Origin of the sequence: Delftia sp. JD2, from assembly GCF_001682645.1 — a bacterium.
Classification (GTDB): domain Bacteria; phylum Pseudomonadota; class Gammaproteobacteria; order Burkholderiales; family Burkholderiaceae_C; genus Comamonas; species Comamonas acidovorans.
In genome coordinates this window covers 52,910-76,792 of record NZ_LFJT01000005.1, presented here as the reverse complement: position 1 = coordinate 76,792, position 23,883 = coordinate 52,910, and the positions used below count along the sequence as shown (strand labels likewise).

Sequence of the window (23,883 nt, the reverse complement as noted above, 5' to 3'; positions counted from 1 at the left end):
CTGTGCGGGCGCCTGCGGGACAACCGGCCAGGCCCGGTCTGCGGTCAGGCGCGGTCTATGTCCTGCTGCAGCCGCCGCACCATGCGCTGCAGCGCGGGCACGCCGTCCTGGCGCAGCGCATCGGCCGTGACAAAGCGCGAGGGCCCGCCCAGGCTGACGGCCATCAGCGGCAGGCCACGCCCCGGCGAGAAGGCCAGGGCGATGGCGTTGACCTCGGGCTGCCAGTCGCCGAACGAGCACGACAGCCAGGGTTGCGGATGGGTGCTGGCGCCGGGCCACAGCGGCAACTGCGCCTGGGCGGCGGCCCATTGCTCGGGGGCGTGCGATTGCAGGTAGTCCAGCGCGCGCTGGCGCTCGGATGCGGGGCTGGCGGCCAGCCAGGCGCGGCCCACGGCCGTGGTGGCCAGGGGGATGCGCGAGCCCATGTCCAGGTCGCGGTGCGTGAAGCGCGCGCTGGGGCAGTGCTCGATGTAGACCATGTTGTGCCGGTCGCGTGCGGCCAGGGCCACCTCGGCATCGGTGGTGGCGGCCAGCTTTTGCATCAGCGGGCGCGCGATCTGGCGCACGTCCAGGCGCGAGAGCATGGCGCTGCCCAGGGCCAGCGTGGCTGTGCCCAGGCGGTATTTGCCCTCTTCGGGCACGTGGATGAGGTAGCCCAGCGTGGTCAGCGTGTGCGTGAGGCGCGAAACCGTGGACCTGGGCAGTCCGCAGCGCCTGGCGATGTCCTGGTTGCCTAGCAGCTTTTCGCCGGAGCGAAAGCAGGACAGGACATCAAGGCCGCGCGCCAGGGCGACGATGAAGTTGCGGTCATCGTCGCCGGGCTGGGGCGGCGGGGTGCGGGAGGGCGGCATGCGCCGATTATGGGCAGCCGCCCCGCCACGGGGTGTCGTGGGCTTTACTTCTCGACGAAGGCGCGCTCGACCACGAAGTCGCCGGGCGTGGTGGTGTTGCCTTCCTTGAAGCCGCGGTGCTCCAGCAGCTCCTTGAGTTCGTTCAGCATGGCGGGGCTGCCGCACAGCATGACGCGGTCGGTCTCGGGGTTGAGCTCGGGCAGGCCGATGTTCTGCGGGAAGGTGCCTGCCGTGATCTGGTTGGAGATGCGGCCCTGGTTGCGGAAGGGCTCGCGCGTCACGGTGGGGTAGTAGACCAGCTTGTCCTTGACGATCTCGCCGAGGAATTCATGCTCGGGCAGTTCCTTCTCGAACAGGTCCTGGTAGGCCAGCTCGCTGGCGTGGCGCACGCCGTGCACGACGACGACCTTCTCGTAGCGCTCGTAGGTCTCGGGGTCGCGGGCCACGGCCAGCCAGGGGGCCAGGCCCGTGCCGGTGCCGATCAGGTACAGGTTCTTGCCGGGCAGCAGGTAGTCGATCAGCAGCGTGCCCGTGGGCTTCTTGCCGACGAGGATGGTGTCGCCGACCTGGATGTTCTGCAGGCGCGAGGTCAGTGGACCGTCGGGCACCTTGATCGACAGGAACTCGAGGTGCTCCTCGTAGTTGGGGCTGGCGATGGAGTAGGCACGCAGCAGGTTCTTGCCGTCGACCTTCAGCCCGATCATCGTGAAATGGCCGTTGGAAAAGCGCAGCGCGGTGTCACGGGTGGTGGTGAAGGAGAAAAGGCGGTCGGTCCAGTGGTGGACGGACAGCACGCGTTCTTCAAGAAAAGCACTCATGTTGGCAATACGGTGAATTCGGGGCAGGCAGTGCCCGCCGGGACGTTGCAATGAGAGGTCAGTGCCATTCAGGCACGCGGTGGCGGGAAGCACAGGGAGCAGGCGCGGTGTGCGCGTTGCCGCTGCTTCGTGGCGGCCGGTGACCGGGGCAAGGTCGCTATTGTCCGGTAAATGGCGTCAAAAGGGGCAGGCGCGAACCTTTGTCTTGATACGGATTAGTGATAAGCAAAATGACGCTGGCTGAATCGCTGCAGCGCTCGCTAGGGCTTTTCGGCCGGGCCAGCGCCAAGCGTCCAGGGCAGGACCGCTTCGGCCAGCCAATCCATGAGCACGCGCACGCGGCGCGGCAATTGGCGGCGCTGGGCGTAGATCAGGTACAGCGGCATGGGCGGCGGCGGGTGGCGGGGTAGCACCTCGACCAGTTCCCCTGCGTCCAGCAGCGGCTGCACGGCCAGGCGCGGAACCTGGATCAGCCCCAGGCCGGCCTGGCAGGCCGCGAGATAGGCCTCGGCGTTGTTCACGGTGAGCGCGCCCGCCATCGGCAGGTACCGGGGCTGGCCATCCTCCTCGCACTCGAAGCCCAGCGGCCGCGCGCCCAGCGTGCGCTGGTAGTGCACCAGCCGGTGACCGCCCAGATCCTGCAGCGTGGCGGGCAGCCCGTGGGCCTGGACATAGCCGGGGCTGGCGCAGGTGGCCAGCGCCACCAGGCCCAGCGGGCGTGCCACCAGGCCGGGCTCGTCCACGGGGCCCAGGCGCAGCACGCAATCAAAGCCTTCGCGCACCAGGTCCACGCGGCGCTCGGTGCAGCTCAGTTCCAGCTCCAGCGCCGGATGGCTTTGCAGCAGTTGCGGCAGCAAGGGCATGACGACGTGGCGCGCCAGGCCGGTGGTCATGTCCAGCCGGACCTTGCCCTGCAGCGGCGCGTCGCCGGCCTGCTGGAACTGGCCCTGGAACTCGTCCACGTCGGCCAGCAGGTCCTGGCAGCGCTCGTAGCAGGCCTGGCCGTCCTGGGTGAGCTGCACGCGCCGCGTGGTCCGGTGCAGCAGCCGCGTGCCCAGCCGCGCCTCCAGTTGCTGCACGGCCTGGGAGACGCTGGCCTTGGGCAAACCCATGCTGTCGGCCGCACGCGTGAAGCTGGCCATCTCGGCCACGCGGCTGAAGATCTGCATCTGCTCCAGAAGCTTGATTGTTTGCATGGGGCGAACAAATAAATCAGAAACAGCCAATTTATCCAAAAATCGACCTTCAATACAGTCGCTGTCATTGCAAACCACCTAACGAGGTCCGCCATGACAGTTTCTCCTTCGACCGCTTCTTTCCCTGCCGCCCGCCGCATCGTCCTCGTCACGGGCGGCAGCCGCGGCCTGGGCCGCAATACGGCCGAGCACCTGGCGCGCCAGGGCCTGGACGTGGTGCTGACCTACCGTGAGCGTGCCGACGAGGCCCAGGCCGCCGTGGCCGCCATCGAGGCGCTGGGCGGGCGGGCCGCCGCCCTGCAGCTGGACGTGGCGCGCAGCGCGGGCTTTGCGGACTTTGCGGCCCGCGTGCGCCAGGCGCTGGCCGATACCTGGCAGGCCGACCGCCTTGATGCGCTGGTGCACAACGCCGGCATCGGCATCAACGCGCCATTCGCCACCACCACCGAGGCGCAGTTCGATGAATTGGTCGCCATCCACCTGAAGGCGCCTTTCTTCCTGAGCCAGCACCTGCTGCCCCTGCTGCGCGATGGCGGCAGCATCATCCACCTGTCCAGCGGCCTCACGCGCTTCACCCAGCCCGGCTATGCGGCCTATGCATCCATGAAGGGCGGGGTGGAGGTGCTGACGCGCTACCTGGCGCGCGAGCTGGGGGCGCGCGGCATTCGCGTCAACACGGTGGCGCCGGGCGCGATCGCCACGGATTTTGGCGGTGGCCGTGTGCGCGACGATGCACAGGTCGGCGCGGCCCTGGCCAGCCAGACGGCACTGGGCCGCGTGGGCCAGCCCGACGACATCGGCCCCGTGATGGCCGCCCTGCTGCAGCCCGGCATGGGCTGGGTGCAGGGCCAGCGCATCGAGGCCTCGGGCGGCATGTTTCTCTGAAGGCGCCGGGAGGGCCGTCAGCGCAGGCGCTCGCGCGCCACCATGGACAGCAGCACGATGGCCGCTGCGGCGGCGATGTGGCCGAACCAGGCCACCAGCCCCAGCGACCAGGGCTCCACCTGCAGCGCCGCCCACAGCGACAGCGCCAGCAGCACCCAGCCGGCCGCGCGCAGGCGCCGTGTGTGGGCAGATGGCAGTTCCTTGCCGAACAGGTCGCTCTGGTGGCGGTCCATGGCCAGGGCCAGGCAGGCGAAGGCGCCCAGGGCCAGCAGCTGACAGAACAGATGGGCCATGCTCATGCGCTGGTCTCCGCTGCGGCGGCCGCTGCTGTGGCGGCCACTGCCGTGGCGGCTGCTGCAGTGGCGGCTGCCGTAGGCGCGGGCCGGGCGGCGCGCACCGGTTTGGCCTTGGGCTGGTGGCGCTGGGTGCGCAGGGCCAGATGGGCATGCAGTGCGGCCAGGGCCAGCAGCATGAGGTCCATGCCGGCGAACACCCAGTCGCCCGCGCGCAGGCTGGCCAAGAGGCCGCGATCCGTGGTCAGCGCGTTGACCACGGGCAGCAGGGCCAGGGCGGCGGCGCCGGCCCACAGCAACTCGATCCAGGCCCGCCTGGCGGGCCGGCCCATCGCCCAGAACAGGGTGGCGCCCCAGGCGATGAACATGGCGTGCACCTCCCACTCGGCGCGCTGCGCCATCTCCACCGGCAGCAGGCGATTGGCCCAGAGCATGCCGGCCATGCCGATGGACAGGCCGGCGATGGTGGCGATGTTCAGCCGTTCCACGAGCCGGAAGCCGAAATGCGGCCTTTCCGGGTCGGGCAGCTTGCTGCGCCGCTTCACGTTCCACAGCACCAGTCCCGTTCCCACCATGGCCGTGCCCGCAAGGCTGACGATGAAGTACAGCCAGCGCGTGGGCAGGTCGCCGAAGCGGCCCATGTGCAGCGCATAGAGCACGCCGCGCGTCTCGGCGGCGGCGCCCACGCTGTCCTGTGCCTGCAGCAGCTGGCCGCTGACGCCGTCGAACATCATGAACTGCGGGCTGATGGAGACGCGGCCGTTCTCGCCGCGGATGGCGGTCACGCGCGCATTGGCATCGCCGGGCAGGTTGACGTTCAGGCGTTCCACCTGGCCCGCGCCCCAGCGCTGCTCGGCCTGGCGGACCATGTCGGCCAGCGGTGCCAGGGCCGCGGCCTGGCCCGAGGGCTTGCCGGCCGGAACAAAGGCACTGAGCTGCTGGCCGGCCACCACGCGCTGCTCGGGCGTCATGGTGGTGGCCAGATTGGCCCAGGGCATGTACATCAGTGCCAGGGTCACCAGGCCGGTGTACGTGATCATCAGGTGAAAGGGCAGGCCCAGCACGGACAGCGCGTTGTGCGCGTCCAGCCAGGAGCGCTGGCCCTTGCCCCAGCGGAAGGTGAAGAAGTCGGCAAAGATCTTCTTGTGCGTGATCACCCCGCTGACGATGGCCACCAGCATGAACATGGCGCACAGCCCTGCCAGATAGCGGCCCCAGAGCACGGGCATGTAGTGGAACTGGAAGTGGAAGCGGTAGAAGAACTCGCCGCCGCGCGTCTCGCGCACCGGGCCTTCGAGGCGCGTGCCGGTGGCCGGGTCGAAGCGGCCGTTCTCGAAGCGGCGCCTGGCGCCCTTTTCGGTCTGCGGCGGGCTCCAGAACACCGTGGCCACCGTACTGCGTTCATCGGGCAGGTTGATCAGCCATTGCGGGCTTTGCGGCGCCACATGCGCCATGGCGTCGCCGATCCGCTGGGCCACCAGCGCGGGCTCGCTCGCCTGGCTCTGGTGCGGCTGCTCGGGCTGCATCCACTGCGTGATCTCGTTCCTGAAATAGCTCACCGTGCCCGTGAGGAACATGGCGTAGAGGAACCAGCCCAGCAGCAGGCCGACCCAGGTGTGCAGGTCGGACATGGTCTGGCGGATGCCGGGCGCCTTGGCGGCTTTCCCGGGCTTGGCGGGCTTGCCTGCCGTGTTCGTGGTGTCCGTGGTGTTCGTGTTCATGCGCCCAGCCCCTTGCCCCAGGTCCACCACGCGGCAGGCGCCAGCACCAGGGCGGCGACCAGCAGGCCGGCCCAGGCGCGCGTGGCGCTGCGCACGGCAAACACCCAGATCACCGCGCCCGCATAGACGGCAAAACTCAGCAAGGTGCCCGAGATCGCCGCCTGCGTGCGGTCTGCGGGCAGGGCCAGCACGGCCACGCTGGCCAGCGCCGCCACGGCGTAGCCGCCAAACAGCGCGGCGAGGATGCGGGAGATCAGCGGCCCGTAGTCACGGAACCAGTCACGGAACCAGTCATGGGTGCGGGCAAGAGTGGGAGATGGCATGGCACGGGGCCTGGAAAGGCTCGAAAAACGCCGGCCGGAGGGGGCGGCGGTGGCGCGGATGTTATTTGAGAATAAGTCCCATTACAAGCGGTGCAGTCAAGTGCGCCGCCACATCCAGCGCCGCCGCGCGCCAAGCGCCCCGGCGCTCAGCCCGCCGGCTGGCGCATGCGGGCCTGCAGGTTCTCGAAGATCTGGCGTGTCACGGGGCTGATCACATGGCTGCGGATGTACAGGCGGTAGGCCAGGTCCGGCAGCGGCGGCATGCCGTCGCCCGCGCCCAGCACGCGCAGGCCCGGGTCGAGCTGCTCCACGCCGCGTGCCGTCACGCCCAGGCCGGCGCGCAGCGCCGCGCGTATGCCCACCAGGCTGGTGCAGGTGTGGCGCGGCGTCCAGGCGATGCCGGCCGCATCCAGCGCATCGCAGCCCAGGCGCCGGAAGATGCTGGGCCCGTCGGCCATGACCAGGGGCACGGGCTTGCCCGGGTCATGGGCATAGCCCGCGCCGCACAGCCACACGGTGGGTGTGGAGCGCAGGGCAAAGCCCTCGAAGCCTTCGTCCTCCCGGTTGGAGATGGCCAGGTCCAGCTCGCCCTGCTTGAGCGACTCCATCAGGAACGGGCTGCGCCCCACATGGATGTCGATCTGCATGCCCGGAAAGTTCAGCGCGATCTCCTGCAGCACGGGCGGCAGCATGTTGTCGGCCGCGTCGTGGGGTGCGCCAATGCGCACCAGGCCCTGCACCTGGCGGTGCTGCAGGTTGCGCAGCGCCTCGTCGTGGATGGCCAGCATGTGGCGCGCATAGCCCAGCAGGCGCTGGCCATGGTCGGTGAGGCGTTTTTGCCGGCCCTGCTTCTCGAACAGCGCGTGGCCGATCTTCTCCTCCAGCCGCTGCATCTGCTGGGTGATGGCCGATTGCGTGCGCCCCATCTGCACGGCGGCGGCGGCAAAGCTGTCGTGGCTGGCAATGGCGGCCAGGGTGCGCAGCAGGTCCAGGTCAAGCGTCTCCATACTTCAATTTTATTGAAGTATTTATTGGGCATGCGTGGATTGTTGCGGGCCGGGCGCCTCACTACAGTGGGCTTCAACGACGACAAGGAGCCCCCTTTGAACACCACCACCAACAACAACATCACCGAACAGCGCAGCGCCGCCGTGGCAGCAGCCATCGACAGCATGAAGCAGGCCATTGGCGAGGACGCGGCCACGCGCGCCAGCCTGGACGCCGTGCTCCAGCAACTGCTGGGCCTGGCCGCGCGCCGAGACTTCTGGCAACAGGCCGACTACGCCGCACCGGAGCAGGGCGAGCACCAGGCGCGCTACCTGATCGCCGAGGACGCCGACCAGAGCTATGCGCTGTACCTCAACGTCATGCGCCCGGGCAAGCGCATCGTGCCGCACAACCACACGACCTGGGCCTGCATTGCCGCCGTGGAAGGCACGGAGCACAACCGCGTCTACGAGCGCACCGACGACGGCTCCGTCCCCGGCAAGGGCACGCTGCGCGAGACGGAACTCGTGGTGGTGGCGCCAGGCCAGGGCATCGCCCTCATGCCCGAGGACATCCACTCCGTGGAGATCCAGGGCGAGCAGGTCATCCGCCACCTGCACATGTACGGCCGCGCGCTGGAGACGCTCAACGAGCGCACCAGCTACGACCTGGCCACCGGTACCTGCCAGACCATGGCCATCGGCGTGCAGACGCGCCGCTGAGCCCCGGCCTCCCGGCCGCTACCTCCCGCTTCCTGCCTTTTCACTGTCCATGCCGCAGCGCGCCCCACGGGGCGCGCGTGGCAGGGCTTTGCCCGAAATTCCTTGCCGATCTTTTTCCCGGACCGCATGCAATGACCGCATCCATTGACGCCCACACCCTCAAATCCTGGCTGCACGACGGCCAGGAGATCGCGCTGCTCGACGTGCGCGAGCACGGCCAGTACGGCGAGTCGCACCTGTTCTACGCCACGCCCCTGCCCTACAGCCGGCTGGAGCTGGATGTGCCCCGCCTGGTGCCGCGCAGGCAGGTGCGCGTCGTCACCTACGACGGTGGCGAGGGCGATGCCAGCGCGGGCGTGGCCGAGCGCGCCGCGCGCCGCCTCGAAGCCCTGGGCTATACCCAGGTCGCCGTGCTCGAAGGCGGTGCCAAGGCCTGGAGCGCTGCGGGCTACACGCTGTTCGCCGGCGTGAACCTGCCCTCCAAGACCTTTGGCGAGCTGGCCGAACACGCCTATGGCACGCCGCGCATCACGGCCCAGCAGCTGGCGGCGCGCCAGGCGGCGGGCCTGCCCCTGGTGGTGCTGGACGGCCGGCCCGTCTCCGAGTTCCACAAGATGAACATCCCCGGCGCCATCTGCTGCCCCAATGGCGAGCTGGCGCTGCGCGTGAGCCGCCTGGTGCCCGATGCGGCCACGCCCATCGTGGTCAATTGCGCGGGCCGCACGCGCTCCATCATCGGCGCGCAGACCTTGATCAACCTGGGCATTCCCAACCCCGTCTACGCGCTGGAAAACGGCACCCAGGGCTGGTACCTGGCCGACCTGCCGCTGGAGCATGGCGGCACGCAGCGCTATGGCGACGACTCGGCCAGCAGCGCGCTGCAAGCACAGGCCCGCGCCCTGGCCGAACGCTTCGACGTGCCCGAGGTCGATGCCGACACCGTGCGCGCCTGGAGCCAGGATGCTGCGCGCACGCTGTTCCTGTGCGATGTGCGCACGCCCGAGGAATTCAAGGCCGGTTCGCTGCCCGGCGCCCAGCACACGCCCGGCGGCCAGCTCATGCAGGCCGGCGACCAGTACGTGGGCGTGCGCGGTGCGCGCCTGGTGCTGTTCGACAGCGATGGCGTGCGCGCCCCCGTGGTGGCCAGCTGGCTGCGCCAGCTCGGCCATGACGCCTGCGTGCTGCGGGGCGGCCTGCAAAGCGGCCTGGACCTGGCACCGGCCCAGCCGCCCCAGGTCCCCGCACTGGCAGGCATCACGGCGCAGGCCCTGCACGAGCGCATGCGCCAGGGCGAGGTGGCCGTGGTCGATCTGCGCGCGGGCATGAAGTACCGCGCAGGCCACATCGCCGGGGCCCGCTGGTCCATCCGCCCGTGCCTTGCCAGCGATCTGGCCGGCGAGACGCGCCAGATCGTGCTGGTGGCCGACGAGCCCGGCATGGCGCAATGGGCCGCGCTGGAACTGCAGGGTGCCGCGCCGCTGCTGCTCGAAGGCGGCCTGGCCGCATGGCAGCAGGCCGGCCTGCCCGTCGAGGCCACGCCCGACAGCCCCACCGACGCCGAGTGCACCGACTACCTGTTCTTCGTGCACGACCGCCACGACGGCAACAAGGAAGCGGCACGCCGCTACCTGGCCTGGGAGACGGGCCTGGTGCCCCAACTGGACGCGCAGGAACTGGCCGCCTTCCGCCTGCCGAGTGCATGAAGCTCCCCCTGAGCGGCTTCGCCGCTTCCCCCTCTCTCGCTGCGCGGGAGGGGGACGGCACCCTCGCTGCGGGGGCGGCCCTTGCTTGGTGCCCCTGGCCAAAGTCACGTCAGTTGCAAAGGCAGCGCCATATATCGCTGACTTGCCGTAGAGCGACATAAATCAGATCACATAACGACAGGAGACAAGACATGTTCGCAATCCCCACCCTGGCCAGGATGCTGGCCGCCAGCCTCGCGGCCCTGGCCATGCTCTCGCAGGCCACGGCCGAGCCGCTGGCTGCGCGCAACGGCTATCCGGCCCAGCCGATCCGCTTCATCTCGCCCTTCCCGCCGGGCGGCGGCAACGACGCCAGCACGCGCTGGGTCACCACGCGCCTGACCGAGGCCACGGGCCAGCCCTCCGTGGTGGAAAACCGGGGCGGTGCGGGCGGCAACATCGGCGCCAAGGCCGTGGCGGAGGCCAAGCCCGATGGCTACACCGTGCTCACGGGGCAGGTCTCGCTGATGGCGGTGAACCCCGCGCTCTACAGCGCGCCGGGCTTCGATCCGCTCAAGAACTTCGTGCCCATCACGCAGATCAACGCGGCGCCGCTGGCCATCGTGGTCGCCTCGGCCTCGCCCCTCAAGAGCTTTGCCGACCTGGTGGCGCGCAGCAAGGGCGAGCCGGGCCGCGTCACCTATGCCACGCCCGGCAACGGCACGCTGTCGCACCTGGTGGGCGTGGTGCTGTCCAAGGAAAACGGCGTGCCCATGACCCATGTGCCCTACAAGGGCGCGGGGCCGGCCATCAACGATCTGCTGGGCCAGCAGGTCGACGTGCTGATCACCTCCACCTCGTCCGTGGCCGGCATGATCCAGGCGGGCCAGGTGCGCGCGCTGGCCGTCACCAGCCCGCGCCGCATCGGCGTGTTCGGCAAGGTGCCCACGCTGGAGGAGCTGGGCCTGCGCAATGCGCGCTTCGAGGACTGGTACGGCTTCTTCGCACCCGCCGGCACGCCGCCCGAGCGCGTGGCCTATCTGCACGACGCCATCGTGCGCACCCTGCAACTGCCTGAAGTGACCAAGCTGGTCGTCGATGGCGGCAGCGAAGTCGTGGCCAATACGCCCGAGGCCTTTGCCGCCCAGCTGCGCCAGGACATGGAGCGCTGGTCGCGCGTGGTCAAGCTCTCGGGCGCGAAGATCGACTGATGGCTGCCGCACACGCCCCCGTGCCTGGATCATCGGCCCCTGGCGCCCCCGCGCTGGACCTGCAGACCCGGCTGCTGCATGCGGGCAAGCGCCCGGCCTATGCCGGCGGCACGGCCGTCAACCCGCCCCTGGTGCGCGCCAGCACCGTGCTGTTCGAGAACACGGCACAGCAGCGCGAGATGCGCGAGCGCCGCGCCGGCGAGCGCATCTTCAGCTACGGCGCGCGCGGCACGCCCACCGGCTTTGCGCTGGAAGACGCCGTCAGCGAGCTGGAAGGCGCCCACCGCACGCGGCTGCTGCCCACCGGCCTGGCGGCCATCGGCATGGCCCTGCTCAGCTACCTGCGCCCCGGCGACCATGTGCTGCTGACCGACAGCGCCTACCAGCCCGTGCGCCACCTGGCCGGGCAATGGCTGCGGCCCTACGGCATCGAGTACGACTTCTTCGCGGCCGATGGCAGCGACGCCCAGGCGCGCATGCGCCCCAACACCCGCATGGTCTATGCCGAATGCCCGGGATCGCTGGTCTACGAGATGTGCGACCTGCCCGCGCTGGCGGCCATGGCCCATGCGCGCGGCGCCCTGGTCGTGGCCGACAACACCTGGGGATCGGGCTGCCAGTACCGGCCGCTGGCGCTGGGGGCCGATGTCTCGGTGATGGCAGCCACCAAGTACCTGTCGGGCCACTCCGACGTGATGATGGGCACCGTGGCCACCACCGAGGCCGCCTGGGAGCCGCTGGCCGCGCGCTGCGATGCCTTCGGCATGGCGGTCAGCCCCGACGATGCCTGGCTGGTGCTGCGCGGCATGCGCTCGCTGGCCGCACGGCTGCAGATGCATGAGGCGCATGCGCTGGAGGTGGCGCACTGGCTGCAGCAGCACCCGGCCGTGGCCACCGTGTTCTGCCCCGCGCTGCCCACGCACCCCGGCCATGCGCTGTGGCTGCGCGACTGCCACGGCACCAACGGCCTGGTGTCGCTGGAGCTGCAGCCCGGCACCGCCGAGGCCGCCGTGGACCGCTTCATCGACGGCCTGCGGCTCTTCGGCATCGGCGCCTCCTGGGGCGGCTACGAGAGCCTGGCGACGGCCGCGCACATGGCGCAGGCGCGCAGCGTGACCGACTGGAGTGCGCGCGGGCCCGTGGTGCGCCTGCACATCGGCCTGGAGTCGCCGCGCGACCTCATCGCCGACCTGGAGCAGGGGCTGGCGGCGCTGGACATGCCTGCCTGAGCGATCAGGCCCTCTGAGCGCGCGCCAGTTCGCCGGCCAGCGTCTGCACCAGCGCAGCGGCCGGCATCTCACGCGCCAGCGGCGCACCCTGGCCGGCCCAGTGGGCTGCGTAGTCGGAGCTGCCTTGGGCGGACGCCGCCTGGTGCAGCGCCTTGCCTGCGTCGTAGACGCGCGGGTAGTCGGGCAGGGGCTGGCCATGGCTGGCGCCCAGCGCATGCAGTCGGTTGACCATGCCGCGCGCCGGCCGGCCCGAGATGGCGGCGGTGATGCCCGTGTGGTGGGCGCGTTCGCTGCGCAGCTCGGCACGGTAGGCCGGGCTGGCGGACGATTCAGGGCAGAGGATGAAGGCCGTGCCCAGCTGCGCCGCACAGGCGCCCAGGCCCAGCGCGGCCGCAATGCCTTCGCCATCCATGATGCCGCCCGCCGCGATCACCGGCAGGGCCGTGTTGCGCGCCAGCACGCGCACCAGGGCGAAGGTGCCCATCATGCGGTCCTGCGCGGGATCGAACGTGCCGCGGTGTCCCCCGGCCTCCACGCCCTGGGCCACGATGGCATCGACACCGGCCTGCTCCACCTGGCGCGCCTCGTCCAGCGACGTGGCGCTGGCCAGGGTCACGACGCCGGCCGCGCGCAGCGCGTCGATGAAGCCCTGCTCAGGCAGCCCGAAATGAAAGCTCACCACGGCAGGCCGCTCCTGCAGCAGCATGGCCTGCAGCGCCGCGTTGCCGACGGCGGTGGCGTAGATCTCGTTCAGGCCGGCCGGCGGCTTGGCGCCGAAGCGCGCGAACTCGGGCGCCAGATGGGCCAGCCAGGCGGCCTCGCGCTGCGCATCGGCCCGGGCCGGCCGGTGGCAGAACAGGTTGACGTTGAAGGCGCCCGAAGTCAGCGCGCGCGTCTGCACGATCTGCTGGCGCGCCTGCTCCGTGCCGCTGGCGCCAATGCCCAGCGAGCCCAGGCCGCCGGCCTCGGTGACGGCGGCCGCCAGCGCGGGCGTGGACGTGCCGGCCATGGGGGCCTGGATGATGGGATGGCGCATGCCCAGTCGGGCCATCCACGCGGTCTTTGCGGTGCTCATACGACTCCTTGTTTCCTGTCTCGAATCCGCGCACTCATGCGGCAGCCTGCCGGCGCGCGCTGGCGCGGCTGGCGGCGATCATGAGCGTGCCCAGCAGCAGCGACACGCTGCCGATGACGAACAGGCGCTGGTACGAGCCCAGGCCCGCATAGCTCCAGGCCATGAAATATCCCGACACGGCCTGCATCAGCGCAAAGGCCGCCGTGGCATAGCCCCACATGCGCTTGTGCTGCGCGGGGCCGATCAACTGCATCAAGTAGCCCGAGGTGATGGCCGCCATGCCCGGCGACAGCGCGCCCACCAGAAAGGACGAGGTCGCATGCCCCGCAAATCCCACCCAGAACAGCGGCATGGCAATGGCCAGGGTCTTGACCGCATAGGCGCCCGTGGTCGTGCCCCACCAGCCAAAGCGCGTGGCGCACAGCGAGGCCACCAGCGGCCCGGCAATGGCGCCCAGGCCGAACACGGCCCACTGCGTGGAGGCGTAGGCATCGCCCAACTGCAGCTCGCGCGCCAGGTAGTCCACCCAGAACACCGTGTGCGGCACAAAGCCGAAGGCGTCCGTCATATAGGCCAGCATCACCAGCACCACGGGCAGCGTCCACAGGGGCGCGGCACGCGCGGGCTGGGCATGGGGCGTGATGGCAATGGGCGCAGGCACCGGCAGCCGCCGCACATGGCGCCAGCCCAGCCAGCCGGCCCAGGCGCAGACCGCCGCCAGCGCCCACCAGACGGCTCCCAGGCTCTGGCGCGCCAGCAGCGGTATCAGCGTGGCCGACAGCAGGGCGCCGGCGCCTATGCCGCAGAACATCAGCGGCCCCAGCGCCGCACGCCGCTGCACGGGCGTGGCCGCCAGGGCCACGGAGGGGCCCAGCACCATCAGGATGGCGCCGCCAATGCCCGAGATGCAGCGCCAGGCAAAGAACCAGGGCATGGGCAGCGGCCAGGCGCAGGCCGCAAAGCTCAGCGCCAGGGCCACCCAGCACCACAGCAGCACGCGCAGCGCGCCCAGGCGTTCGGCCAGCGGCGCGGCGGCCAGCGCGCCAATCAGATAGCCCAGCAGGTTGGCCGCACCCAGGTAGGCCACCTGCTCGCCGCTGAACCAGCCGGCATGCACCATCTGCGGCATCAGCGCCGTGTAGGCAAAGCGCGCCAGGCCGACGCCGCTGAGCGTGGCCATGAAGCCGGTCAGCAGCAGGGAAGTTTCGTTGCGTTGGATCACGGGAGTGGGCGCCATGCGGGGAGGATGGGCATACATTAGGCGCTGCCGCCCATCATGTCCAATGATTCAAAATGATGGCGTTGATCTCGATTGAAGATGGATGTCACTGGAGCCGCGATGCAACTGAAGTCCCTGCGCATGTTCCTGGCCGTCTGCGACAGCGGCAGCTTCGGCGCCGCCGCGCAGCAACTGCACACCGTGCAGTCCAACGTGACGGCCCATGTGAAAAAGCTCGAGGACGAGGCCGGCGTGCAACTGCTGGAGCGCAGCGCACCCGTGCACGCCACGCCTGCCGGCCGCCTGCTGGAGCAATACGCGCGGCGCATGCTGGCCGACCATGACGAGGCGCTGGCGCTGCTGCAGGGCAGCGCCCGGGCTGCCGGCGCGCTGCGCATAGGCTCCATGGAAACCACGGCCGCGCTGCGCCTGCCGCCGCTGCTGGCTCGCCTGCACCAGGCCCAGCCCGGCCTGGACCTGGAGCTGCGCACGGCCACCACGGCCGAGCTGCTGGCCGACCTGCTTGCCGGGCGGCTGGACTGCGCCTTCGTCTCGGGCATGCCGCCCCAGTCCCGCCTGCAGGGCTGGCGCGTCTTCGAGGAGGAGCTGGTGCTGGTCACCGCCTTCGCGCTGCCGCGCTTTCCCGATGCCGCCCAGCTCAGCGCCGTGCCCTTCCTGGCCTTCCGCCAGGGCTGCAGCTACCGCCAGCGCATCGAGCTGCTGCTGGCCGCGCGCGGCGTGGCGGCACGCATCATGGAAATGGGATCGCTGGACGCCATCCTCGGCTGCGTGGCCGCCGGCATGGGCTACGGCCTGCTGCCGCGCAGCGTGGTCCAGGCCCAGCAGCACCGCTTCGGCGTGCACATCACGGCCTTGCCCGGCGCACTCGCCCAGGAAGTCGCCCGCGTGGAAACCTGGTTCGTCGTGCCCGCGCGCCAGGGCTGGTCGCCTGCGCTGCATGCGTGCGTGGAGGTGTTGGGGATCGAGGGTGTGCAGGGCGAGGCAGCCCTTGGCCTGGAGGAAGTCCCGGCGGCGTCTGCCTGAGGCTCAGAACAGGTCGGAAGGCAAGGCTGCTGCCTTCTGGGCGATGTCCACCAGTCTTTGGGCCTGGGTGGTCGCATAGGCGGCGATGCGCTGGGCGAAGGCGTGTTCTTCTGGCGTGTAAGGCGATTCGCGCAGAACCTTGGCCGCCGCACCAGGGGCTGCCTTGGCCATGCGCTGGGCTTCACGTGTGAGCAGCCTGCGGTCTATCGCACACAGGTGCGCGAAATGCGCAAACTCGAAGGGTGTGAGCTCCTCCAGCGCAAAGCAGTCGCCGAAGGCCATGGCCAGGTCCTGGGACACATCGGGATACTGGGCCACGCTGACGAGGTCGTACCAGGGTGCGGTCGCCAGGCCCTGCGGCAGCACGTGGAAGGAGAAGTTCTTGCCATGTGCGTCGCCATTGCCGATCAGTATCTGGAACAGCGCCCATCGGATCATTGCCAGCTTGTCCGCAGCCTTCGCCACCGAGTGCTCCAGTAGACCGAACAGCCGGGGAAAGCTCATGCCGTCGCGGTATAGCCGGGCATCGCCCACGCTGCCGATGTGGTGCTCGTACTTGTAGCTGACGGGCAGATCGCCCGCTTGGCATGCATCGATGATGTGGGTGCGCAGGACCCGCCTTTGCGGCGCCTGCCGCACACGGTCAAAGCGCCTGACTGCCAGCACCGGCTGTGGCACGTGCAGCATCTGCACCTCGGCTGCAGGCAAGCGCATGGCTGCTGCCAGGCGCATGCAGAAATGCTCGTTCACCACCATGTGCGGCACCGCGCTGTCGCGCGGCTGGGGTTTGAGGATGTGGGTGGACGGAACGTTGTCGGGAAGGAAGATGGTGCCTTCCTGCACGCTCTCGCCTTCCACGTGCACGGGCAGCTTGTCCTGGTAGCCAGCCACCGACATGCGCACTTTGCCATCCCACTCGATGAAAGGGCGTGTCTCTCGGTCTGCAATGCGTTGGGCGAGTTCGGCTGTCGATATGGGGCGAGCGGCATTGGCGGCCTGGGGATCGGGCTTGCTGCCGTCGGCCTGAAACCGGAAAGCCCCGGTGGTCTCGGCGCCGAGGGCGCGTATCAGACCGAAGATGTTGCCCTTGCCTATGCCCTGACTTCTGGCCACCACATCCAGCGCAGCGCCTTCGGGCAGCAGGTTCTCGATGAAACGCCGGATGGAGCGCGAGTCGTAGCCCCCTTCGGGAGCGGCCAGCGGCAGGCAGGGCGCCAGGTAGAAAGGCCGCTCCTGCTCCAGCCATGCAGGCGCATACCGCAGTCCCCAAAGATCGTTGTGCGGGTCGTGGGTCACATCGGCCACGTGCGTGCCGACATCGTTCCACAGCGAAAGCGACGGCGGCGTGGCCATGTGCGCTTCAGGCCCGTGGAAGTCGTGCCATCAGGGCGTCCTGCTTGGGCGCGATGACCATGGCCAGGCCCAGCCCGTCGAGTACGGCCAGCAGTTTGTCGGAGCCCACGCCGCCCTTGCCGTTCTCCAGACGGGAGAGCAGATCCAGCGACACGCCGCACAGGGCTGCCGTGTCATCGATGCGCAGTTGCTGGGCCTTGCGCATGGCGCGGATCTGGGCGCCGAGCCCGGACAGGTCAGCGATGACCACGGCCCCGGGCTGCAGGGGATCCTGCTGCGGGCCGTTCATGGGCGTGGAAGACGGCATGGATGGATTGGCCTTATTTCTGATATTCCGAAATTCTAGGATTTCTTCGGGAATTTTCAAAACAATTTCCAATATTCCGAAATTCAGGAGTACTTCGCTTCTTTCAAGTGGAAATTTCGGAATTCCAGAAACGGATCCAACAAACCCAGGCAACTGCGTCCAACGCAGAACCTCATGACGGCAACCGCAACACCCTCCGATACTGCATGGCCTCGGCCACATGCCCCGTCTCCACTGCCGCGCTGCCGGCCAGGTCGGCAATGGTGCGCGCTACCTTGAGCGCGCGGTGGGTGCTGCGGGCCGACCAGCCCAGGCGTGCGGCGGCCTTATGGGCGAAAGTCAGGGCCTCGGGCGACAGGCCCAGGTGGTCGTCCAGGGCCTGGCCCTGGAGCTGGTGGTTGGCGCTGCCCTGGCGCTGCACGGCCAGCGCGCGAGCCTGGACCACGCGCCCGCGCACGGCCTCGCTGGTTTCGCCCGAGCGCGCGGCCAGTAGCTCCTGCGGGGGCAGGGCGCCGACTTCCACATGCAGGTCGATGCGGTCCAGCAGCGGGCCGCTGATGCGCGCCTGGTAGCGCGCCACCTTGTCGGGCGTGCAGCGGCAGCGCTGCACCGTCGACCCCCAATGGCCGCAGGGGCAGGGATTCATGGCCGCGACGAGCTGGAAACGCGCGGGGAATTCGCAGCGCTGGGCGGCTCTGGCGATGGTGATCTGGCCGGTCTCCAGCGGCTCGCGCAGCGCCTCCAGCGCACTGCGCGCGAACTCGGGAAATTCATCGAGGAAGAGCACGCCGTGGTGGGACTGCGAAATCTCGCCGGGGCGCGGTGGCGAGCCGCTGTGAGATGATGCTATAGATGGGACTAGATGTTTGAAAAATCAACGCGTTACGGAGATATTTTCTTAAAAATGCGAGACAAATATTCATTGAATAGATGAGACTGGAGCGTGGAATTTGTTCAATAGACGAGACAACCCCAATCTCATGCGCTCTGTTCGAAAGATCCCGACGAACCGGCGCAGTGTCACTGGCTTTGTGAGCTGGCGTGGACAGGAGTCTGTTCCGTTCGAATCCACGCTAGAGCGCGACTTCGTGCTGCGCCAAGAGTTCAATCTTGGCGTCGCGTCAGTGGTTTCCCAGCCGTGTCACGTGCCCTTCGCAACCAGGTCAGGCGTCAAGTCAGTGGCTACTCCCGACTACCTCGTCTACTACAAGGTTCGCGATGACGCGCTCGGAATGGAGCACAAACCGATGCTGGTCGAAGTCAAGCCACGCGAAGACTGGAGACGCGATTGGCGTGAGTGGCTCTCCAAGTGGGTTGCCATCCGTCGCTACGCCCGCGAACAGGGATGGGTCTTCCGTGTGATGGACGAGACTCGTATCCGAACGCCTGCCTTTGACAACATCATGTTCTTGCGCCGCTATGACGATCTGGATGTGTGCCAGCAGCAAAGCGCAGCCATCTTGGAGGACCTTGGTGAGCTAGGGGCAGTATCGATCGACTACATCCTCGCCAAGCATTTTGGAGGCAGCTTCAGAGCTCAGGGTATCGCGCACATCTGGCATCTGCTTGCAACACGAAAGGTGGACTGCGACATCTGTGATCCGCTGAACGACGAAACAACCATCTGGGTGGCACATGACTGATAGAGCAAACCAAGAGCACGAGGACGGGCCACACTCGGTCGTCATTCGTCGGCGTCGCATCGATGTCAGCAGTGGTGTTCTTGTTCGCCATGACGCCGGCGTTTTCCGCATTGCTGAGGTGCTGGACTTCAACACAGTCACTGCAACCAGTGTCCAGACCGGCCGGACAAGCGTGCTGTTGATCAGTGATCTGGAACACGTCGACCAAGATCCTCAGCCCGTCTCGGACATTGACATCAACGCGATCACCGAAATTGATTGGCGCGTTGCGCAGACGCGTATGGCGGCCATCGAGCCTTTGCTTAAAACGAAGAGCCCGACCCGTGCCGCCGTGGAGGCTCGGGCGCAAGAGCTGGGTGTAGGAACCGCCACGCTCTACCGTTGGATCGGCAGGTACAGGTCACTCGACGCAGTCTCGGCGCTTGTGCCGCTCAAGCGGGGATGGCAGCACGGCAAAAGCCGCATTTCGAGGAGTGCGCAGTCGATCATCGATGAGGTCATCAACACTTACTACCTGACTCCGGAGCGACCGACCGCCCAAAAAGTTGTGCGTGAGGTGCAGCGCATATGCTTGAACAGTGGCGTGGATGCTCCAAGCGCCACAGCGGTACGCCAGCGTATTGACCGAATCCCTGAGCGAGAGCGGCTGCGCATGCGTGGGCAACGGGAACGCGCCAAAACTAAATTCATGCCAACTCCTGGGACGACGCCAGGTGGCGACTATCCCTTGGCCATTTACCAAATCGATCACACACCTCTGGATGTGATCGTCGTGGACGATGAGCATCGCAAGCCCATCGGGCGCCCATGGCTCACTATCGCTATCGATGAGTATTCCCGCATGGTGGCTGGCTACTACATGAGCTTTGATGCGCCTTCGATTACGTCAGTGGGCATGTGTTTGGCCAACGCCCTGGTACCCAAGGACATGTGGTTGCTCAAGCATGGCATAGACGCCGAGTGGCCCATCTGGGGGCGCCCCAAAAAAGTTCGCTGGGACAACGGGCCTGACTTCAGATCAGACAGCGTCCGTGATGCCTGCAATCTCTACAACATTGATGTCGAGTTCCGCCCTGTCAAAGTGCCGCGTTACGGCGGATACATCGAGCGCCTGCAAGGCTCCTTGCTAAGAGAACTGCATGACCTGCCCGGTACAACTTTCTCGAACGTAGAGCAGCGTCAGGAGTACGACTCAGAAGGGCGTGCAGTCTTCACCAAATCCGAGTTGGAAAACCAGCTTCTCAGGATCATTTGCAACGAGTACCACCGTCGGGAACACCGATCGCTTGGGATGCCTCCTTTGCGTCAGTTCGAGCTGGGCGTCTTTGGCCATGGAGGGAATCCCGGAACAGGGATGCCTCCACGACCGACAGACTACATGTCCATCTACATCGATTTCTTGCCAACGATCTGGCGTACCGTTCAGAACGACGGTGTGGAGATCGACAAGCGTTACTACGCCGATGTGCTGAGACCTTGGATTGGTGCCCTCGATCCTGAGACGGGCAAGGGTCTCAAGCACCCGTTTCGGCGGGACCCGCGCGACATCAGCTCCATCTGGTTTTTTGACCCTGATCTGAAGGAGTATTTCAAGATCCCGCTCGCAGACCCTAGCTTTCCAAGCTGCAGCATCTGGGAGCTCCAGCTGGCAAAGCAGCAGGTCAAAGCAGCGGGCTTTGATCCATCGGATTCGAAGGCTGTGTTGCGCTCGATCACTGAGCGCCGCGAGTTGACGAAAGAGAGTGCTGCGAGGACAAAGCAGGCTCGCAGGGCGGCACAGCGGCAAGCAGAGCATCAGCGGATTGCTGAGGAAGGACCGGCCCCAGTGCAGGCGCAAAAGTCCGCTGCGCGCGGCGACCGAGACCTTGCCCAACGGCCCGCTTCGGCCAGCTTACGGAGCACCTTGACTCAGTTGCCAAGCAGTTTGGTGCAGGGTGTTGTCCGTGGAAGTGATATCGCATGAACATTGATATCAAACCGGACTCCTCGCCAGAGGCCAAGCACATTCACGAGGGCTTTAGGGGCGTGCTCGAACTGAGTCCACAGGAGCGGGTTCGCTTCCTATACGAGCCTCGTTGGATTGGCTATGCGCGCGCGAAACTCATCCTCGATGACATGGCCGCGCTCCTGCGTATGCCCAAGGTCGCACGCATGCGCAACATGCTGATTGTTGGCGACTCCAACAATGGAAAGACCAAGGTCATCGAGCGCTTCAAGGAGCTGCATGGGCAGGGGTTTGTGAGCGAGGACTCTGAATCGATCCGTCCGGTAATCGTAGTGGAGTCACCTCCTTCGGCAGACGAGAAGGGCCTATACGTATCCATCCTCAGTCAGTTCTGGTCGCCGTATAAGAAGAACGGTACGGTGACAGAGCTGCGGTACGACGCTATCTCTCGCTTGCGGCTGTGCAGGGCAGAGATATTGATCGTGGATGAAATCCACTCCCTGCTGGTCGGACCTGCCGCCAAGCTACGCATGGTGATGAACACCATCAAGATGCTATGCAATGAGCTACGCATCCCGATCGTTGGGGTTGGTACCCGAGACGCTGTGCGCGTGCTGCATTCGGACCCTCAGCACGCTAGCCGATTCGATGTCTACGCTCTGCCCCTATGGAAGCTGGATCCTGAGTTTCAGACGCTGCTGGCAGGGTTTGAAAGCGTGCTGCCGTTGAAGCAGCCATCCCATCTGGCGAGCCCGGAGATGGCCACACTTTTGCACGACATTTGCGAAGGAAACCTGGGCGACCTGCACCGGTTGTTGATCGAATGCAGCAAAGTGGCCATAGAGACTGGCAAGGAGTGCATCACGCGCGAGATCGTGACTTCCAAGGCATGGGTCAAGCCCACCAAAGGAATTCGTGAAGTCCAGCCATGACCGCTGTACCCTGGCATCTGCCGTTTAACGATGAGTTGCTCTCGTCTTGGTTGTCCAGGGTAGCAGTGCATAGCGGGTGCGATCCGCTGACTCTGACTGGAGTCATCTGGCCAAAGTGGCGCGCTTGGACGCTTGATGTGGACCGGGGCGTAAGTCCGATGCGTGCCGAGCAGGCCGCCCACTGGCTGGAGTGCAGTCCAGAGGCCGTCCATCAAACCACATTGCGGGGGCTTTGTGAGCGCATCCTCGGACGAGGCGACATGCACCTGCCGGTGATGCCTTGGATCGTCGCGCTGGGTTGCCGCAACCGCCTGCACTACGCAGGCCTGCCATGTTGTCCACTGTGCCTGGCTATCGACCCGCAGCCTTTTTTTCGGCGGACCTGGCGTTTGGCGTTCGTCGTGGGATGCGAAACGCATGGCACCCGTCTGATCGATCGCTGTCCTGGCTGTTGTGCTCTGATCGAGCCGCACCGGTGCATAGCCAAGTTGCAGAGCTTGGGGCGGTGTGCTGCCTGTGGAATCGATTTACGTTGCTTTGTGCCACCCTTGGTTGACGCAGATGCCTTGGGCTTTCAACGCGTCGCCATGCAGGTCTTGGCAACCGGGGAAGGTCAGTGGGAGGGCACCCCAGTCTCGCGAATTGATTGGTTTCGCTGTGTCCGAAGGCTGATTACGCCATCTCGCTGCCAGGTCGTGCGACCAGAGCACAGCGCCACAGATTTGCGCCCAAATGACCTGGTGCTGGAGATGCAGCCTCCTCGGGAGCGAGAAGCGCGACTGTGCCGTCTAGGCGTGCATCTGTGTCACAGTGCCGACCTGAGGGCCCCCAGTTCTTTCCGGCTGAATGCCCGGTCACGTTCATCTCGTAACGCGGGAGCGTTGCCTATAGCAAAAGAGCTCGTTCAGGCCGATTGGGAGCGTTGGCTCCGGAGGAATCGATTGTGGTGAGGCCGCTGGATAGCACCCAGTGCGAATGTGATGAGTGCGGGCGCACTGTCCCTGGGATCAAGAGGGTAGAACAAGGTCATCGCTACTGCGCCACCTGCTACGCACGCTGCTTCAGGCCGCAGAACTGTCCTGGTTGTGGCCTCCTAAGTCGATTGCTGACGAAGGATCCTGCCGCGCTTTGCCGCCGATGCATGGGTAAGCGCCCTTGTATTCGCTGCAAGCGCAGCGGGCGACCGGTCGCATTGCAACTCCCTGAAGGGCCAGTCTGTAACTCATGCTACGTCCACTTTCGGGAACCTCAGCGCTGTAGCGTATGCAGTCAGATGGCTGTGCGCTATGGTCGCAAGGGCGAAGCGCATGCAGTCGTGTGTGATCGTTGCGCTGGCTCTGACCACAAGACGTGCGGCGTGTGCCGGAAGTACAGATCCTGCTCGCAACGAGATGATGGGTCATGGGTTTGCCAAAAATGTGCAAGCACGCCCCACACCTCGTGCTTCTTGTGCAAGGCTCCCGTTGCACCAGGTCGCAACGGGCACTGCGAGCCCTGCTACTGGAAGCGGCGTTGTGAAGTCAGCCGAGTGCAGCTTGCCGAACTGTTTCATCATGAGCCGGTGCGCCAGGCCTTCTCTGACTACGTGCTATGGGCCGTTGCCCATACAGATGCTAAGCGGTTGTGCCTTGCGATGAAGCGGCACGTGGACTTCTTTGTAATTCTGGACAGGCATCCGGGGGCAGCTTGGGATGGTGCATTTCTGCTCGACGTGCTTGGGACGTCTGGACTCCGCAGGTACGAACTGCCGATGCGGTGGCTGAAATTGACGCATCAGATCGAGATCAGCCAAGTTGCCAAACTCGGCAACGCAGAAGCCCATAGGTCTCGTCAGCTGCTGGAAACTTTACCCCCAGGCTCGATGGCTAGAAGCATGTTCCAAGCTTTCTACGACGAGTTGCATGAGCGTGTGACTGCCGGAAAGATCAAGGCCAGGACTATGCGGATGGCCCTGCGTCCGGCATTGAGCATGCTAGTGGCGGCGTCGCCTCAAGGGGAGGTGCCACCGGACCAAAAGGCGTTGGATTCCCTGCTTCATAAGGCCCCTGGCCAGCGCGCAACAGCTTCAACCTTCATCGGATTTTTAAGGTCCCGCTATGGCATCGAGTTGGTTTCACGTTTGCAGCCCGCAAGGACGCACGCCGCAACTCGAAGCAGACTTGGGACCACTCTTGCATTGCTCGCTAACACCGACAAGCGAGATGCCAAAGCCATGGAGTTGTGGATGCTGACAGCGCTGCGCTATTTTCACAGGCTTACCAAACGTCAAGCCTTGGAGGTCAGAAAGAATGCCACAGCTGTCGGTCTGGACGACGGAATGGAGCTACGCGTTGATGACAGCGTGTATTGGATTCCGCTCCCTCCCCATCGAGGTCTTGATAAAGAACTTATATGGCAAAAATCTTGATTGATCACCTGGGCAGCGACTCAGTAATTCTGAGCTTGGT

The 23,883-nt window shown here is 66.6% G+C and carries 22 protein-coding genes and 1 pseudogene; 11 read left to right on the top strand and 12 right to left on the bottom strand.

Annotation, left to right across the window (positions count from 1 at the left end):
* Positions 1–44 precede the first annotated feature (44 nt).
* The 3 genes from ACM14_RS04315 to ACM14_RS04305 all read right to left on the bottom strand — a co-directional run bounded on the left by ACM14_RS04315 (position 45) and on the right by ACM14_RS04305 (position 2,865).
* Entirely contained in the window at positions 45–851 is an 807-nt protein-coding gene (locus ACM14_RS04315) for an IclR family transcriptional regulator (RefSeq protein ID WP_012202206.1), read from the bottom strand.
* A gap of 44 nt (positions 852–895) precedes the next feature.
* Positions 896–1,669, bottom strand: coding sequence for a ferredoxin--NADP reductase (locus ACM14_RS04310; RefSeq protein WP_065345448.1), 774 nt, complete (start codon positions 1,667–1,669; stop codon positions 896–898).
* 260 nt (positions 1,670–1,929) lie between these two features.
* Positions 1,930–2,865 carry a LysR family transcriptional regulator gene (locus tag ACM14_RS04305; RefSeq protein WP_065345447.1) on the bottom strand — a complete coding sequence of 312 codons (936 nt, stop codon included), beginning with the start codon at positions 2,863–2,865 and terminating at the stop codon, positions 1,930–1,932.
* Positions 2,866–2,958: 93 nt separating this feature from the next.
* Between ACM14_RS04305 and ACM14_RS04300 the strand changes: the two genes are divergently transcribed.
* Positions 2,959–3,750, top strand: a complete 792-nt coding sequence (locus ACM14_RS04300) for an SDR family NAD(P)-dependent oxidoreductase (RefSeq protein ID WP_065345446.1) — start codon at positions 2,959–2,961, stop codon at positions 3,748–3,750.
* Positions 3,751–3,767: 17 nt separating this feature from the next.
* Here ACM14_RS04300 and ACM14_RS04295 read toward each other — a convergent pair whose 3' ends face one another.
* The 4 genes from ACM14_RS04295 to ACM14_RS04280 form a co-directional block, all read right to left on the bottom strand.
* Entirely contained in the window at positions 3,768–4,049 is a 282-nt protein-coding gene (locus ACM14_RS04295; protein WP_013800144.1) for a DUF3325 domain-containing protein, read from the bottom strand.
* On the bottom strand, positions 4,046–5,764 hold the full coding sequence (locus ACM14_RS04290) for a PepSY domain-containing protein (RefSeq protein ID WP_065345445.1): 1,719 nt from the start codon (positions 5,762–5,764) through the stop codon (positions 4,046–4,048). Before ACM14_RS04290 ends, ACM14_RS04295 begins: the two co-directional genes overlap by 4 nt.
* A complete protein-coding gene (locus ACM14_RS04285) occupies positions 5,761–6,087 on the bottom strand; it encodes a DUF3649 domain-containing protein (protein WP_013800146.1) in 327 nt (108 codons plus the stop codon). Before ACM14_RS04285 ends, ACM14_RS04290 begins: the two co-directional genes overlap by 4 nt.
* A gap of 146 nt (positions 6,088–6,233) precedes the next feature.
* Positions 6,234–7,094, bottom strand: a complete 861-nt coding sequence (locus tag ACM14_RS04280) for a LysR substrate-binding domain-containing protein (RefSeq protein ID WP_013800147.1) — start codon at positions 7,092–7,094, stop codon at positions 6,234–6,236.
* Positions 7,095–7,259: 165 nt separating this feature from the next.
* On the opposite strand from ACM14_RS04280, the gene ACM14_RS04275 reads away from it, so the two are divergent.
* From ACM14_RS04275 to metC, 4 genes are all read left to right on the top strand, one after another.
* Positions 7,260–7,796 carry a cysteine dioxygenase family protein gene (locus ACM14_RS04275; protein ID WP_052155368.1) on the top strand — a complete coding sequence of 179 codons (537 nt, stop codon included), beginning with the start codon at positions 7,260–7,262 and terminating at the stop codon, positions 7,794–7,796.
* 131 nt (positions 7,797–7,927) lie between these two features.
* Positions 7,928–9,499, top strand: a complete 1,572-nt coding sequence (locus ACM14_RS04270) for a rhodanese-like domain-containing protein (RefSeq protein ID WP_065345444.1) — start codon at positions 7,928–7,930, stop codon at positions 9,497–9,499.
* Positions 9,500–9,690: 191 nt separating this feature from the next.
* The gene (locus tag ACM14_RS04265) at positions 9,691–10,689 is read left to right on the top strand and encodes a tripartite tricarboxylate transporter substrate binding protein (protein WP_065345443.1); all 999 of its coding nucleotides are present in this window, start codon (positions 9,691–9,693) and stop codon (positions 10,687–10,689) included.
* A complete protein-coding gene (gene metC / locus ACM14_RS04260) occupies positions 10,689–11,918 on the top strand; it encodes a cystathionine beta-lyase (protein WP_065345442.1) in 1,230 nt (409 codons plus the stop codon). The genes ACM14_RS04265 and metC overlap by 1 nt, the downstream gene beginning before the upstream one ends.
* 4 nt (positions 11,919–11,922) lie before the next feature.
* Here metC and ACM14_RS04255 read toward each other — a convergent pair whose 3' ends face one another.
* A complete protein-coding gene (locus tag ACM14_RS04255; protein ID WP_065345441.1) occupies positions 11,923–12,993 on the bottom strand; it encodes a nitronate monooxygenase family protein in 1,071 nt (356 codons plus the stop codon).
* A gap of 34 nt (positions 12,994–13,027) precedes the next feature.
* A complete protein-coding gene (locus ACM14_RS04250; protein ID WP_065345491.1) occupies positions 13,028–14,230 on the bottom strand; it encodes a YbfB/YjiJ family MFS transporter in 1,203 nt (400 codons plus the stop codon).
* A 102-nt stretch (positions 14,231–14,332) separates the two neighbouring features.
* Here ACM14_RS04250 and ACM14_RS04245 point away from each other — a divergent pair, with 102 nt between their 5' ends.
* Positions 14,333–15,256: a LysR family transcriptional regulator gene (locus tag ACM14_RS04245; RefSeq protein WP_065345440.1), complete on the top strand. Its 924-nt coding sequence runs from the start codon at positions 14,333–14,335 to the stop codon at positions 15,254–15,256.
* Between the two features lie 3 nt (positions 15,257–15,259).
* Here the strand turns inward: ACM14_RS04245 and ACM14_RS04240 are convergent, their stop codons facing one another.
* The 3 genes and pseudogenes from ACM14_RS04240 to ACM14_RS04230 all read right to left on the bottom strand — a co-directional run.
* A complete protein-coding gene (locus ACM14_RS04240) occupies positions 15,260–16,609 on the bottom strand; it encodes a HipA domain-containing protein (protein ID WP_065345439.1) in 1,350 nt (449 codons plus the stop codon).
* Between the two features lie 7 nt (positions 16,610–16,616).
* Positions 16,617–16,916 (bottom strand): helix-turn-helix domain-containing protein, encoded by a 300-nt coding sequence (locus ACM14_RS04235; RefSeq protein ID WP_065345438.1) that lies wholly within the window; start codon positions 16,914–16,916, stop codon positions 16,617–16,619.
* 172 nt (positions 16,917–17,088) lie between these two features.
* A pseudogene (locus ACM14_RS04230) lies at positions 17,089–17,748 on the bottom strand (ATP-binding protein); the annotation flags it as partial.
* Positions 17,749–17,866: 118 nt separating this feature from the next.
* Here ACM14_RS04230 and ACM14_RS04225 point away from each other — a divergent pair.
* The 5 genes from ACM14_RS04225 (at position 17,867) to ACM14_RS04210 (ending at position 23,843) form a co-directional block, all read left to right on the top strand.
* Positions 17,867–18,559 carry a TnsA endonuclease N-terminal domain-containing protein gene (locus ACM14_RS04225; RefSeq protein WP_217491955.1) on the top strand — a complete coding sequence of 231 codons (693 nt, stop codon included), beginning with the start codon at positions 17,867–17,869 and terminating at the stop codon, positions 18,557–18,559.
* Positions 18,552–20,522: a Mu transposase C-terminal domain-containing protein gene (locus ACM14_RS04220; protein WP_065345436.1), complete on the top strand. Its 1,971-nt coding sequence runs from the start codon at positions 18,552–18,554 to the stop codon at positions 20,520–20,522. Before ACM14_RS04225 ends, ACM14_RS04220 begins: the two co-directional genes overlap by 8 nt.
* Positions 20,519–21,436: a TniB family NTP-binding protein gene (locus tag ACM14_RS04215; RefSeq protein ID WP_065345435.1), complete on the top strand. Its 918-nt coding sequence runs from the start codon at positions 20,519–20,521 to the stop codon at positions 21,434–21,436. Before ACM14_RS04220 ends, ACM14_RS04215 begins: the two co-directional genes overlap by 4 nt.
* Positions 21,433–22,386 carry a TniQ family protein gene (locus ACM14_RS32710; protein WP_084027306.1) on the top strand — a complete coding sequence of 318 codons (954 nt, stop codon included), beginning with the start codon at positions 21,433–21,435 and terminating at the stop codon, positions 22,384–22,386. Before ACM14_RS04215 ends, ACM14_RS32710 begins: the two co-directional genes overlap by 4 nt.
* A 578-nt stretch (positions 22,387–22,964) precedes the next feature.
* Complete coding sequence (locus ACM14_RS04210; protein WP_065345434.1) at positions 22,965–23,843, top strand: hypothetical protein; 879 nt, start codon at positions 22,965–22,967, stop codon at positions 23,841–23,843.
* The last annotated feature ends 40 nt before the right edge of the window (positions 23,844–23,883 follow it).

Excerpts from the sequence above, each read along its gene's own strand:
- ACM14_RS04275 (WP_052155368.1), top strand. The coding sequence starts at position 7,260 with ATGAAGCAGGCCATTGGCGAGGACGCGGCCACGCGCGCCAGCCTGGAC.
- ACM14_RS04240 (WP_065345439.1), bottom strand. The coding sequence starts at position 16,609 with ATGGCCACGCCGCCGTCGCTTTCGCTGTGGAACGATGTCGGCACGCAC.
- ACM14_RS04310 (WP_065345448.1), bottom strand. The coding sequence starts at position 1,669 with ATGAGTGCTTTTCTTGAAGAACGCGTGCTGTCCGTCCACCACTGGACC.
- ACM14_RS04215 (WP_065345435.1), top strand. The coding sequence starts at position 20,519 with ATGAACATTGATATCAAACCGGACTCCTCGCCAGAGGCCAAGCACATT.
- ACM14_RS04295 (WP_013800144.1), bottom strand. The coding sequence starts at position 4,049 with ATGAGCATGGCCCATCTGTTCTGTCAGCTGCTGGCCCTGGGCGCCTTC.
- ACM14_RS04290 (WP_065345445.1), bottom strand. The coding sequence starts at position 5,764 with ATGAACACGAACACCACGGACACCACGAACACGGCAGGCAAGCCCGCC.
- ACM14_RS04270 (WP_065345444.1), top strand. The coding sequence starts at position 7,928 with ATGACCGCATCCATTGACGCCCACACCCTCAAATCCTGGCTGCACGAC.
- ACM14_RS04255 (WP_065345441.1), bottom strand. The coding sequence starts at position 12,993 with ATGAGCACCGCAAAGACCGCGTGGATGGCCCGACTGGGCATGCGCCAT.
- ACM14_RS04285 (WP_013800146.1), bottom strand. The coding sequence starts at position 6,087 with ATGCCATCTCCCACTCTTGCCCGCACCCATGACTGGTTCCGTGACTGG.
- ACM14_RS04235 (WP_065345438.1), bottom strand. The coding sequence starts at position 16,916 with ATGCCGTCTTCCACGCCCATGAACGGCCCGCAGCAGGATCCCCTGCAG.
- metC (WP_065345442.1), top strand. The coding sequence starts at position 10,689 with ATGGCTGCCGCACACGCCCCCGTGCCTGGATCATCGGCCCCTGGCGCC.
- ACM14_RS04280 (WP_013800147.1), bottom strand. The coding sequence starts at position 7,094 with ATGGAGACGCTTGACCTGGACCTGCTGCGCACCCTGGCCGCCATTGCC.
- ACM14_RS04265 (WP_065345443.1), top strand. The coding sequence starts at position 9,691 with ATGTTCGCAATCCCCACCCTGGCCAGGATGCTGGCCGCCAGCCTCGCG.
- ACM14_RS04305 (WP_065345447.1), bottom strand. The coding sequence starts at position 2,865 with ATGCAAACAATCAAGCTTCTGGAGCAGATGCAGATCTTCAGCCGCGTG.
- ACM14_RS04220 (WP_065345436.1), top strand. The coding sequence starts at position 18,552 with ATGACTGATAGAGCAAACCAAGAGCACGAGGACGGGCCACACTCGGTC.
- ACM14_RS04300 (WP_065345446.1), top strand. The coding sequence starts at position 2,959 with ATGACAGTTTCTCCTTCGACCGCTTCTTTCCCTGCCGCCCGCCGCATC.
- ACM14_RS04250 (WP_065345491.1), bottom strand. The coding sequence starts at position 14,230 with ATGGCGCCCACTCCCGTGATCCAACGCAACGAAACTTCCCTGCTGCTG.
- ACM14_RS04315 (WP_012202206.1), bottom strand. The coding sequence starts at position 851 with ATGCCGCCCTCCCGCACCCCGCCGCCCCAGCCCGGCGACGATGACCGC.
- ACM14_RS04245 (WP_065345440.1), top strand. The coding sequence starts at position 14,333 with ATGCAACTGAAGTCCCTGCGCATGTTCCTGGCCGTCTGCGACAGCGGC.
- ACM14_RS32710 (WP_084027306.1), top strand. The coding sequence starts at position 21,433 with ATGACCGCTGTACCCTGGCATCTGCCGTTTAACGATGAGTTGCTCTCG.